This is a genomic window from Subtercola boreus (assembly GCF_006716115.1).
Lineage (GTDB): Bacteria > Actinomycetota > Actinomycetes > Actinomycetales > Microbacteriaceae > Subtercola > Subtercola boreus.
Window position 1 is genome coordinate 682,483 of record NZ_VFOO01000001.1, and the last position, 12,332, is coordinate 694,814.

7 protein-coding genes and 1 pseudogene are annotated in these 12,332 nt (G+C 67.6%); 6 read left to right on the top strand and 2 right to left on the bottom strand.

Annotated features, from left to right (window positions below; genetic code table 11):
- Positions 1 to 11 precede the first annotated feature (11 nt).
- A complete protein-coding gene (locus tag FB464_RS03275; protein WP_170151925.1) occupies positions 12 to 848 on the top strand; it encodes a pentapeptide repeat-containing protein in 837 nt (278 codons plus the stop codon).
- An 11-nt stretch (positions 849 to 859) separates the two neighbouring features.
- On the opposite strand, the gene FB464_RS03280 is transcribed toward FB464_RS03275, so the two are convergent.
- A complete protein-coding gene (locus FB464_RS03280; RefSeq protein WP_116415131.1) occupies positions 860 to 1,630 on the bottom strand; it encodes a CPBP family intramembrane glutamic endopeptidase in 771 nt (256 codons plus the stop codon).
- 212 nt (positions 1,631 to 1,842) lie between these two features.
- On the opposite strand from FB464_RS03280, the gene FB464_RS03285 reads away from it, so the two are divergent.
- The 5 genes from FB464_RS03285 (at position 1,843) to typA (ending at position 9,279) form a co-directional block, all read left to right on the top strand.
- Positions 1,843 to 3,453: a peptide ABC transporter substrate-binding protein gene (locus tag FB464_RS03285; RefSeq protein ID WP_116416625.1), complete on the top strand. Its 1,611-nt coding sequence runs from the start codon at positions 1,843 to 1,845 to the stop codon at positions 3,451 to 3,453.
- A gap of 133 nt (positions 3,454 to 3,586) precedes the next feature.
- On the top strand, positions 3,587 to 4,516 hold the full coding sequence (locus tag FB464_RS03290; protein WP_116415130.1) for an ABC transporter permease: 930 nt from the start codon (positions 3,587 to 3,589) through the stop codon (positions 4,514 to 4,516).
- Positions 4,506 to 5,486, top strand: coding sequence for an ABC transporter permease (locus FB464_RS03295; protein WP_116415129.1), 981 nt, complete (start codon positions 4,506 to 4,508; stop codon positions 5,484 to 5,486). Before FB464_RS03290 ends, FB464_RS03295 begins: the two co-directional genes overlap by 11 nt.
- The gene (locus FB464_RS03300; protein ID WP_116415128.1) at positions 5,483 to 7,222 is read left to right on the top strand and encodes a dipeptide ABC transporter ATP-binding protein; all 1,740 of its coding nucleotides are present in this window, start codon (positions 5,483 to 5,485) and stop codon (positions 7,220 to 7,222) included. The genes FB464_RS03295 and FB464_RS03300 overlap by 4 nt, the downstream gene beginning before the upstream one ends.
- A 143-nt stretch (positions 7,223 to 7,365) precedes the next feature.
- On the top strand, positions 7,366 to 9,279 hold the full coding sequence (typA, locus tag FB464_RS03305) for a translational GTPase TypA (protein WP_116415127.1): 1,914 nt from the start codon (positions 7,366 to 7,368) through the stop codon (positions 9,277 to 9,279).
- 1,377 nt (positions 9,280 to 10,656) lie between these two features.
- On the opposite strand, the pseudogene FB464_RS20555 reads toward typA, so the two are convergent.
- A pseudogene (locus tag FB464_RS20555) lies at positions 10,657 to 12,231 on the bottom strand (bifunctional 3'-5' exonuclease/DNA polymerase); the annotation flags it as partial.
- Positions 12,232 to 12,332: the final 101 nt, after the last annotated feature.

Here is a 12,332-nt window from a genome sequence, read left to right on the forward strand (position 1 = left end):
CTATGGTCACGATGCTTTCGAAACGTTTGCTCCCACGGATGATGGCCACCCTCGTACTGGCGGGGGCGCTGGCGGCCGGTGCTGTCGCCGGTGCCGCGCCCGCCTCCGCCAACCCTGACGGTGCCAACCCTGATGGTGCTGGGGCGGCGGTGGCTCTCGCCGCCCCGGCGTACTCGTCCGACGGCTGCGACATCAACCGCGCGGTCGACGGGCCGGTGGCGGGCGGGAGCCAGTGCGCGGGGGCAGACCTCAGCGGCGCGAAGCTAGCCCAGTCGGCCTTCCAGGGCGCCGACCTGTCGGGGGCCAGCCTCGCGCGGGCCGACGTGCAGGACTCGAACTTCCAGGGCGCGAACCTCACCGGCGCCGACTTCAGTGCCACACGCATCGTGAGCGCGGACTTCACCGGGGCGGGCATCCTGCCGGCGACCCTCGACGTGACCGCAGACTCGGCTGACGGCGCGCCCGTCACCCTCACGCCCACCCTGCCGACGGGGTTGACCATGACGGGCTGCACCATCGCCGGTGAGCCCGTCGAATCGGGTGCGGTCTTCCCGCTCGGCCAGTCGGGAGTCGTCTGCTCGTTCGCGTCGTCGCGCGCGAACGAGACGGCGACCGCGCTCGTGGTGATCAGCGTCACGACTCCGGTGACGACGGCCACGGCGCCGCCTGTTCCGGTGTTCACGGAGACGCCCGCCGCCCAGGGCTCCGGAGGCGGAGCCTCGCAGGGCCTGCCGCCCGGCACCATGAACATCCTGCTGTTCGGCGGCGGCGGGGTGCTGCTGCTCGGCATCGTCGCGCTGGTGGTGCGTGGCGCTCGCGGTTCCGCCCGAGGCCGCGGCCGGCCTTAGAAGTCTGCTGTTCAGAAGAACTGCGGGAACGTCGCCAGCGCCCACGCGTACCCGACGAATGACGCGATGTCGATGACCCAGTGCGCGATGACCAGTGGCACCACGCGCCCCCAGCGGAGGTAGAGCCAGCCGAAGACCACACCCATCACCACGTTGCCGATGAACGGGCCGATGCCCTGGTACAGGTGGTAGCTGCCCCGCAGCACCGCTGTGCTCAGGATGATCGTCCATCTGCCCCAGCCGAGCCGGGCCAGTCGCTCGTAGAGGTAACCCACGACGATCAGCTCCTCGGTGAGCGCCGCGCGGAGCGCTGAGAGGATGAGCACCGGCACCGTCCACCAGTACGAGTCGAGCGGGGCGGGCACGACGTTCACGGTGATGCCGAGCGCCCGGCCGACGAAGTAGAGGGCGATGCCCGGCACGCCGATGACGAGCACGAGGAAGAGTCCGCGCGACATGTCGAACACCGGGCGGCGGGCATCGAAGCCGAGCCTCCGGAACGGGTCCACGCCCGAGAGCGCAAGCAGGTAGAAGGCGAGCACGACCGGCAGCAGGGCGAAGAAGATGGCGAGCAGCTGGTAGATCAGGTCGAACGTCGGGCGGTCGCTGAGGCTGCCGTTGATCGTCGCCGTCTGCGACCCGAGGGGGGTCGTCAGCGTCAGGTTCGCGACGAGCCTGACGACGGAATACACCGCCGAAGCGCCGAGCGAGAGACCCAGTACGACGAGCACTTCGAGACCGAGCATCCGGCGGCTGCGAGGGGCAAACTGAGAAGAGGTCATCCCGCGGCTTTCTTGCGTTGAAGCGTATGAATACACCAAGAATGTGCAAAGAGCACAACAAAACGGTGATTTTAGTTTCTAGTATGTAACTTTTTTCACACGCATTTGGTTATGTGCGCGCCCCCTTTTAGGGTACTCGGTAGTCATCGCGCACGAGTTTCGGCTCGAGCGCGGCCTCGACTTGCCCAAGTTGCACAGGAGGAACATTGAGAATCAAACGTTACGGAGTGGGCTTCGCGGCTCTGGCTGTCGCCAGTGCGCTCGTGCTCACGGGTTGCTCGGGTGGCGGTGCCAGCACACCGACCACGAGCGCGAACACGACCGCGATCATCAGCACCAACGGCTCCGAGCCGCAGAACCCGCTGATCCCGACCAACACCAACGAAACCGGTGGCGGAAAGATCACGGACAACATCTTCGCCGGCCTCGTCTACTACGACGAGAAGGGTGCTCCCCAGAACGACATGGCCGAGTCGATCGAGACGACCGACTCCACCACGTTCACGATCAAGATCAAGCCGGACGAGAAGTTCACGAACGGCGAAGCGGTCACCGCCGACTCGTTCATCAATGCCTGGCAGTACGGTGCCCTGCTCAGCAACGCCCAGCTGAACAGCTACTTCTTCGAGGACATCGAAGGCTTCAGCTACGACGCCGACTCACCCCTCACCGGGCTGAAGAAGGTCGACGACCTGACGTTCACCGTCACGCTGACCGCCCCGCACTCCGACTTCCCGCTGCGCCTCGGCTACACGGCCTTCATGCCGCTGCCCTCGGTCGCGCTGACCGACGTCGCCGCCTTCGGTGAGAACCCGATCGGAAACGGCCCGTACAAGCTGGCCGCGACCGGTGCCTGGCAGCACAACGTCAAGATCGACCTCGTCGCGAACCCCGACTACACCGGCGGACGCAAAGCGCAGAACGGTGGCCTGACCATCAAGTTCTACGCCAGCGCCGATGCGGCCTACGCCGACCTGCAGTCGAATGCCGTCGACGTGATCGACGAGATCCCCGACAGCGCGTACCAGACCTACACCACCGACCTCGGTGACCGTGCGGTCAACCAGCCTGCCGCGATCTTCCAGTCGTTCACCATCCCCGAGCGCCTCGCACACTTCAGTGGCGAAGAGGGCCAGCTGCGTCGCCAGGCGATCTCCGAGGCCATCGACCGCGACACGATCACCAAGGTGATCTTCGAGGGAACCCGCACCCCCGCCGCCGACTTCACCTCCCCGGTGATCGACGGCTGGTCCGACTCCATCGATGGTTCCGATGTGCTGAAGTACAACGCCGACGACGCGAAGGCACTGTGGGCCAAGGCCGACGCCATCTCGCCGTGGAGCGGTACCTTCCAGATCGCGTACAACGCTGACGGCGGCCACCAGGGCTGGGTCGACGCTGTGGCCAACAACCTGAAGAACAACCTCGGTATCGACGCTTCTGGCGCCCCGTCACCGACGTTCGCCCAGGTGCGCACCGCGATCACCGACCGTACGATCCAGACCGCCTTCCGCACCGGATGGCAGGCTGACTACCCGGGCCTGTTCAACTTCCTCGGCCCGTTGTACGCGACGAACGCAGGATCGAACGACGGCGACTACTCGAACCCCGACTTCGACGCTCTTCTCAGCAAGGGCTCGAGCGAGACCGACAGCGCGGCTGCGAACAAGGACTACCAGGACGCCCAGGCCATCCTGTTCAAGGACCTGCCCGCGATCCCGCTCTGGTACTCGAACGTGACCGGTGGCTACGGAACATCCGTCTCCAACGTGCACTTCGGCTGGAACTCGGTACCGCTGTACTACGAGATCACCAAGGGCTGACCCCAGTCCCCACCCTCTGCAGGGGCGACAGCATCCACGCTGTCGCCCCTGTAGTTTGATCCCGTACGCTTCACAGTGAGGTCGAAACGCCCGTATGTGCACCACGCAACCCGAAAACCGAGGCTGAGCTTCTATGGCCGGATACATCCTCAGGCGCCTGCTCCAGGCGATTCCTGTCTTCATCGGAACAACGTTCCTCATCTACTTCATGGTCTTCGCCCTCCCGGGAGACCCGATCATCGCCCTGTTCGGTGACAAGACCCCGAACCCGGCCGTCGTCGCGCAACTCCGGGAGCAGTACCACCTCGACCAGCCGTTCATCGTCCAATACCTGATCTACATGGGCGGCATCTTCCGCGGCGACTTCGGCATCTCGTTCTCCGGCCAGCCGGTCACGGAGATCCTGGCGCGCACGTTCCCTGTCACGATCCGCCTGGCGATCATCGCCCTGCTCATCGAGACCATCGCGGGCATCCTCGTCGGCATGGTCGCCGGCCTCCGGAAGGGCAAGCTCTTCGATGGCACGACGCTCGCCGTCAGCCTCATCCTGATCTCGCTGCCCGTGTTCGTGATCGCGTTCGTCGCGCAGTTCGTCTTCGGTGTGCAACTGGGCTGGGCCCGCACGACCGTCGGTGACGGAGCCCCCATCCAGGACCTGATACTGCCGGCGATCGTGCTGGCGAGCATCAGTTTCGCGCAGATCGTCAGGCTCACCCGGTCATCGGTGATCGAGACCTCGAGCCTCGACTTCGTGCGCACGGCCTACAGCAAGGGCCTCGGTCGCCGCCGCATCATCCCTGTGCACATCCTCCGCAACTCGCTGATCCCCGTTGTCACCTACCTCGCGACCGACTTCGGTGTGCTGCTGGTCGGAGCGACGGTCACAGAGGGCATCTTCAACGTGCCCGGTGTCGGCAACACGCTCTACCAGGCGATCATCCGGGGTGAGGGGCCGACGGTCGTCTCCTTCGTCACGGTGATGGTTCTGATCTATCTCCTCGTGAACCTCGCCGTTGACCTGCTCTACGGCCTGCTCGACCCAAGGATCCGCTATGTCAAATGACGTCAACGAGTCGCCGGTGACCGGCATTCCGGCCCGCTCAGCCAACCATTTCGTCGCCCCGCTCGAAGAGACCCCGCTTGTCGCCATCGACGTCGTGAAAGTCGCCGAGAAGCCCTCGAACCTCTGGATCGACGCCTGGCGCGACGCCCGCAGCCGCCCCATCTTCTGGATCTCGGGCGTGCTCATCCTGCTTGTCCTCGTGGTGGCGATCTTCCCCGGTCTCTTCACCTCCGTGGCGCCGAACAACGACTGCCAGCTCGCCCTCTCGAACGGCGGACCGACGGACGGGCATCCACTCGGCTTCACGAAGCAGGGCTGCGACGTATACTCGCGCATCATCAACGGCACGTCGACGTCGCTGACGGTCGGCATCATCGTGATCCTGCTCACCACCGTGCTGGGCGTCGTCTTCGGTGCCTTCGCCGGTTTCTACGGCGGATGGCTCGACTCGTTCCTCTCCCGCATCGGCGACATCTTCTTCTCGATCCCCTACATCCTGGCCGCCGTGGTCATCATGTCGGTGCTGTCGCAGTACCGGAGCGTGTGGACGATCTCGCTCGCCATCGGCATCTTCGCGTGGCCCTCGACGGCCCGCGTGCTGAGGGCGGAGATCCTGAGCGTCAAGCAGTCGGACTACGTGATGGCCTCCGAGGCGCTCGGCGTCTCGAAGCTCCGCATCCTGTTCCGGCACGTTCTGCCGAACTCGATCGCCCCGGTCATCGCGATCACGACGATTTCGCTCGCCGCCGCGATCGTCGCAGAGGCGACCCTGTCGTTCCTCGGCGTCGGCCTCGGCAGCGACATCATGTCGTGGGGCAACGAGATCAACCAGGCCCAGCGCGACATCCGCACCCACCCGCAGACGCTGATCTACCCGTCGATCGCTCTCTCGATCACCGTGTTCGCCTTCATCCTGATGGGTGAAGTCATTCGAGAAGCACTCGACCCGAAAGCGAGGGCACTCCGTTGAGTTCCACCACCCCCAGGCAGACCGTCTCCGGTGCGCCGCTGCTCGAGATCAAAAACCTGCAGGTCGGCTTCCAGACCCAGAACGGCATGGTCCAGGCCGTGCGCGGTGCCTCACTGACCCTCCGCGCGGGCGAGACCCTCGCGATCGTCGGGGAATCCGGATCGGGTAAATCGACCACCGCCCACGCCGTGATCAACCTGCTCCCGGGCTCCGGCCAGGTCACCGGCGGCGAGATCCTCTTCGAGGGCCGCGACCTCACCAAGCTCTCCCAGAAGGAGATGGAGGAGGTGCGCGGCAAGCTGATCGGTTTCGTGCCGCAAGACCCGATGTCGAACCTCAACCCGGTGTGGAGCATCGGCTTCCAGGTCGAGGAGGCCATCAAGGCCAACGGCATCGCCACCGGCAGGAAGGACATCAAGCGGCACGCCATCGCCGTGCTGAAGGAGGCAGGGCTCGGGGATGCTGAGAAGCGCCTCCGCCAGTTCCCGCACCAGTTCTCCGGCGGAATGCGCCAGCGTGTGCTGATCGGCATGGGACTCTCGTCGCGGCCGAAGCTGCTCATCGCCGACGAGCCGACCTCGGCCCTCGACGTGACCGTGCAGCGCACCATCCTCGACAACCTCGAGAAGCTCACCCGCGAAATCGGCACCGCCCTGCTGTTCATCACCCACGACCTCGGCCTCGCCGCCGAGCGTGCGGAGAACCTCGTCGTCATGTACAAGGGCCAGGTCGTCGAATCCGGGCCGTCGAAGGAGATCCTCCAGAACCCGCTGCACCCCTACACGCAGCGGCTGGTGGCCGCGGCGCCGAGCCTCGCTTCGCGCCGCATCCAGTCGAGCTCGAAGTCGCTCGTCGACCTCGACTACTCGGCCCCGAAGACGGCCGAGGGCCTCGACCTGATCAAGGCAGCAGAGGATCGCGCCGAACTCCAGGCCGCCGCTCCGAAGCGCGAAGCGTCGATTGTGCTGCAGAACCTCACCAAGGTCTACAAGATCCGGGGCAGCAAAGACGACTTCAAAGCCGTCGACAACGTCTCGTTCGAGATCGAGCGCGGCACCACCACGGCACTCGTGGGGGAGTCAGGCTCCGGCAAGTCGACCGTCGCGAAGATGCTGCTGAGGCTCGAAGACGCCACAGAGGGCAAGATCCTGATCAACGGCACCGACACGGCACCGTTGAAGGGCAAGGCGCTGCTCGACCTCCGTCGCCGCATGCAGCCGGTCTTCCAGGACCCGTACGGTTCGCTCGACCCGCTCCGCAACATCGGCAACACCATCGGGGAGCCGCTCGCCACGCACAACATCGGTGACAAGGCGTCCCGCCGGGCCCGGGTGCTCGAGCTGCTCGACCAGGTCTCGCTGCCGGCGACGCTCGCGACGCGGTACCCGAACGAGCTCTCGGGCGGCCAGCGTCAGCGTGTGGCGATCGCGCGGGCGCTCGCGCTGAAGCCCGACATCGTCATCCTCGACGAAGCCGTCTCGGCGCTCGACGTGCTGGTGCAGGCGCAGATCCTGCAGTTGCTCACCGACCTGCAGGGCGAACTGGGCCTCACGTACCTCTTCATCACACACGACCTCGCGGTGGTGCGGGTGATCGCCGACAACGTGTGTGTGATGCAGCGCGGAAAGATCGTCGAGAAGGCCACAACGAACGAGGTCTTCGACAACCCGCAGATGGAATATACTAAAGAGTTGCTGAACGCGATCCCCGGGGCCGGAATCGCCCTCGGAGTTTAACGCCGCGTTCACAACCTGCGTGTATTCTCCTGCTGGGCGAGCCCCGGCGAAGAACACATTCCTGAGGGCGTCGCTGCCCCAACCCGTTTATTCGTCGGGCTCGCCACCAGTTTGAGTCCGCATTACATTGAGGACGATCATCCATGGCGTCAGCCACCCGCGATGACCTACGTAACGTAGCCATTGTTGCCCACGTCGACCACGGCAAGACCACGCTCGTCGACGCGATGCTCAAGCAGACCAACTCCTTCGACGCCCACTTCGAGGGCGAAGACCGCATGATGGACTCGAATGACCTCGAGCGCGAAAAGGGCATCACCATCCTGGCCAAGAACACCTCGGTGCTCTACAGCGGCAAGCACGCGAATGGCAAGAACATTGTCATCAACGTCATCGACACCCCGGGCCACGCCGACTTCGGTGGTGAGGTCGAGCGCGGCCTCTCCATGGTCGACGGCGTCGTGCTGCTGGTGGATGCCTCGGAGGGTCCGCTGCCGCAGACCCGCTTCGTGCTCCGCAAGGCGCTCGAGGCCAACCTCCCGGTCATCCTGCTCGTCAACAAGACCGACCGCCCCGACGCCCGCATCGACGAGGTCATCGCCGAGAGCCAGGACCTTCTGCTCGGCCTCGCCTCCGACATGTCGGATGACCACCCCGACCTCGACCTCGACGCTGTGCTCGACGTCCCGATCGTCTACGCCTCCGGGCGCAACGGTGCTGCGTCGAACAACAAGCCCGAGAACGGCACGCTGCCCGACAACGACGACCTCGAACCGCTGTTCGAGGCCATCCTGAAGCACGTTCCGGCTCCGGTCTACGACGACGAGCACCCGCTGCAGGCGCACGTGACGAACCTCGACGCTTCGCCGTTCCTCGGCCGTCTTGCCCTGCTCCGTATCTTCAACGGCCACATCAAGAAGGGCCAGCAGGTCGCCTGGGTGCGCCACGACGGTTCCGTCCAGAACGTCAAGCTCACCGAGCTGCTGATCACGAAGGCGCTCACCCGCTTCCCGACCGAGACGGCCGGCCCCGGCGACATCGTCGCCATCGCCGGTATCGAAGAGATCACCATCGGTGACACGATCAGCGACCCCGATGATGTCCGGCCGCTGCCGATCATCACGGTCGACGATCCCGCCATCTCGATGACCATCGGCACGAACACGTCGCCGATGATCGGGCGCACCAAGGGCTCGAAGGTCACCGCCCGCATGGTGAAGGATCGCCTCGACCGTGAGCTCGTCGGTAACGTCTCACTGAAGGTCGTCGACATCGGCCGCCCCGACGCGTGGGAGGTGCAGGGCCGTGGAGAACTGGCTCTCGCCATCCTCGTCGAGCAGATGCGACGCGAGGGATTCGAGCTCACCGTGGGCAAGCCCCAGGTGGTCACCAAGCAGGTCAACGGCAAGACGCACGAGCCGTTCGAGCACCTGACGGTGGATGCGCCCGAGGAGTTCCTCGGCGCGATCACCCAGCTGCTCGCGTCTCGCAAGGGCATGATGACGACCATGCAGAACCACGGCACCGGCTGGGTCCGCATGGAGTTCATCGTTCCGTCGCGCGGGCTCATCGGGTTCCGCACGGAGTTCCTCACGACCACACGCGGCACCGGTATCGCCAACGCGATCGCGCACGGCTACGACGCGTGGGCCGGCCCCATCGTCACCCGCAACAACGGCTCCATCGTGGCCGACCGTTCGGGCGTCGTCACGCCGTTCGCCATCGTCAACCTGCAGGAGCGCATGTCGTTCTTCGTCGAGCCGACGCAGGAGGTGTACGAGGGCATGGTCATCGGCGAGAACTCGCGCGCCGACGACATGGACGTGAACATCACCAAGGAGAAGCAGCTCACCAACATGCGCCAGTCGACGTCCGACACGTTCGAGCGCATGACGCCGTCCCGCAAGCTGACCCTCGAGGAGTCGCTCGAGTTCGCCCGCGAAGACGAGTGCGTCGAGGTGACGCCCGAGTGGGTGCGCATCCGCAAGGTGGAGCTCTCGGCGCAGGCGCGCCAGCGCAGCGCCTCGCGCGTCAAGAGCCAGAACGCGAACGCCTAAGCGAGCGCAGGAGAGGCCCTGAACGGGCCTCTCCTTGGAGCGCGGCGCGTCTCGCGCGGTCGAGGCCCTGACGGGCCTCTCCCCAGGGCGCGGCGCGTCTCGCGCGGTCGAGGCCCTGAACGGGTCTCTCCCCGGAGCGCGGCGCGTCAGCACTCGTTCCCTCCCCGAAGCCCCCGTGGCCGAGTCTCGACTCAGCCACGGGGGCTTCGTCGTTCGTTCGGGCACTGCTTCGGGCATCCGGACCGCTCTGAGCCGGGCGAGGAGTACGGACGGGCGAACCTGGGTCAGCACGAGGCCGTATGCGGGGGCATGGTGGCTGAGGTTCGTCCATCCGTGCGCCCGGCGGGCTCCCGGATGCCCGTGGCCGCGTTTTCGGCCAACTCCATGCCCGCCGGGAGGAGATGGGCGCGTCCGGGGCCGTGGAGACGGCGGATCGCCTCACCTCCTCCCGAGCGGCAGGACCTCCGGCCCGGCTGGCGCGGTAGGTGCGGTCGGGCGCGGGCGCGTCGGCGCGCGAGCGCGCGGAGCGGGTCAGTCGGCGTCGGCGTAGGAGTCGACGACGGAGATGTCGAGCGGCACGTCGAGCGGGAACCGGCCGAAGAGCAGGCGTGTGGCGGCGGCGGCGGACGCGCGGATTGCCTCCGCGACCTCCTCGGCCAGTGCTGCCGGCGCGTGCACGATGACCTCGTCGTGCAGGAAGAACACCAGGTGCGGCGCGCGCCGGAACGGCGGCTTCGCCCTGCTGGGAGCGATGGTCGCGGACGCAGTGGTGGCAGCGGGGCCGGTCGGAGCGGCGACGGCCGTCGGGGCGCGGGCCGGGTCGGCGGCGGGCGAAGCCGGGGGACGACCGGTGGCGGCGGGATCACGGTCGGATGTGGTCGTTCGAGGGCGCGCGGTGGCGGCGGGATCACGGTCGGATGTGGTCGTTTGAGGCCGGGCGGAGGCTGGCGCGGTCGCGTGAGGACGCGCTGTGTCTGGCGCGGTGCCGGGCAGCCGTGAGGTGCCGGTGCCCGGCGTCGTGACGGTCGCCGGGCGGGCTACGCCGGTGGCAGGGGACGGCGAGGTGGGCGGGCGCACGCTTCGGCCGGCCGACTGCAGTTCGGCGAGGCGAGCGGCAATGGCGGCGACGGGGTCGGCTGCTTTGAAGGGGGAGTCGGCGGCCTTGCGGCGCTCGCGCTCCGCGATCTCGGCTTCGATCGCGGCGATGCGTGCGGCCTCGCGGTCGGCTGGGGAGAGGTCGCCGACATCCGCGGCGGCGGTGCCGGTGGCAGATGCGGGGAAGGTGGAGTCGGGGTCGGTGGCTGAAGCCGGGAGGGGTTGTGCAGTGGTGCGCGCGTCGACCGGGTCAGAGTCGGCGGGGGTGTCGGCGAGGTCTGTGTCGGCGGGGGCGAGGGCCGCCAGGCGGCGGCGGAGGTCGGCCAGCCAGCAGAGCGCCCAGTCGGCCGCGCTCGCCTGCACCACGAAGTTGCGGGTGAAGCGACCCCAGTCGCGGGCCTCGCGGCGCGCCTGCTGCTGCGCAGCCTCGTTGGGGGAGCCTTCGCGGGCGAGCGCCTGCGCCTCCCACCAGGCTTCGCCGGGCCGCGGGGCGCTCCGGCCGAGGCGGGACGTGACGACCTCGCCCCGCTCCCCGGCGCGCGCGGCATTCTCGACGTAGGCGAGCGCCGTCGGGAAGGCCCGGCCGAGCCGGGGGAGCAGTCGCCCGCTCTCCCCGGTCGTGGCACCGTACATCGCCCCGAGCATGGCCACCTTCGCCTCGGCACGGGTCTGCACGGCCCCGCTCTCGACGATGCCGGCGTAGAGGTCCCTGCCCCGGCCCGCGGCCGCCATGGCTTCGTCGGTCGAGATCCCGGCGAGGATGCGCGGTTCGAGCTGGGCGGCATCCGCGACGACGAGGGTCCAGCCGTCGTCTGCCGTCACCGCGCGCCGCACCTGTTTGGGCAGCTGCAGCGCCCCGCCGCCGCGGGTGGCCCAACGCCCTGAGACGACCCCGCCGGGCAGGTAGTCGGGGAAGAAGCGGCCCTCGCTGACCCAGGACTGCATCCACGACCATCCATTGGCTGTGAGCAGGCGCGACAGCTTCTTGTACTCGAGCAGGGGCGGCACGACCGGATGATCGATGCCCTTCAACTCCCAGGAGCGGGTGCTCGTCACGGCGAGGCCGGCCGCGCGGAGGGTGCGGAGGAGGTCTTGCGGGGAGTCGGGGTTCAGCTGCGGGGCACCGAGTGCCTGTCGCACGGCCTGCGCGAGGGCTTCGAGCCGGGCCGGCCGCTGGCCCGCGGCGACCTGGGGCCCGAGCAGTTCGGTGAGCAGTTCGTTGTGGAGGTCTTCGCGCCAGGGCAGTCCGGCGTGCGACATCTCCGCGGCGACGAGGGCGCCGGCGGACTCGGCCGCGACGAGCAGCCGCAGTCGGTTGGGTTCCGTGGCGGTGCGGATCGTGTCGAGCTGCAACGCCAGCTCGGCCACCGTGCGCTCCGCGAGATCCTCGTCGTCGGAGTTCCCCGGCGCTGTCCCGGGAGTGGCGTCGCCACCCTCGAAGTCGAGCGTCACGGGTGCTGCGGTCGCCTCACCCGAGGCGGCGGAGGACGCGCCGCCACCGGCGGGCGAGGCCAGCGACGCGAGCGGTGCCGGCCCGTCGAACTCCCCGCGGCCCGAGGAGGCCAGCGCCGATCCGGCTGAGAGAGTGGATGCCCGCAGGATCGCCCGCGTCAGCCGGAGGTCGTGGCACCGGTCGACGCGCATCCCGTGGGCCAGCAGCCAGCCGTAGCGCGGCGCGGTGTCGGCCCAGACCCAGCGGGGATTCTCGAGCTCGAGGGCCTCGACGGCCTCGACGAGGTCGTCGCCCTCGAGGGTGGTCGCCGGTTCGTCCGGGTCGGCGTTCCCGGTGTCGTCGAGCGAGGTGAGGGTGGCGGAGCTTCGACGGGTTCCGGAGATGACGACGTACACGTCATCCATTGTTGCCGGTGCCGCGGACATCCCCGGTTGCCCCGCCGAGAAAGTCAGTGCAGCCCACCCTAACTAAGTGTAGGCTTACCTTCGTTCCGCTACCCGGCGAG

Coding starts and splice junctions, on each gene's coding strand:
- FB464_RS03295 (WP_116415129.1), top strand. CDS start 4,506: ATGTCAAATGACGTCAACGAGTCGCCGGTGACCGGCATTCCGGCCCGC.
- FB464_RS03280 (WP_116415131.1), bottom strand. CDS start 1,630: ATGACCTCTTCTCAGTTTGCCCCTCGCAGCCGCCGGATGCTCGGTCTC.
- FB464_RS03290 (WP_116415130.1), top strand. CDS start 3,587: ATGGCCGGATACATCCTCAGGCGCCTGCTCCAGGCGATTCCTGTCTTC.
- typA (WP_116415127.1), top strand. CDS start 7,366: ATGGCGTCAGCCACCCGCGATGACCTACGTAACGTAGCCATTGTTGCC.
- FB464_RS03275 (WP_170151925.1), top strand. CDS start 12: ATGCTTTCGAAACGTTTGCTCCCACGGATGATGGCCACCCTCGTACTG.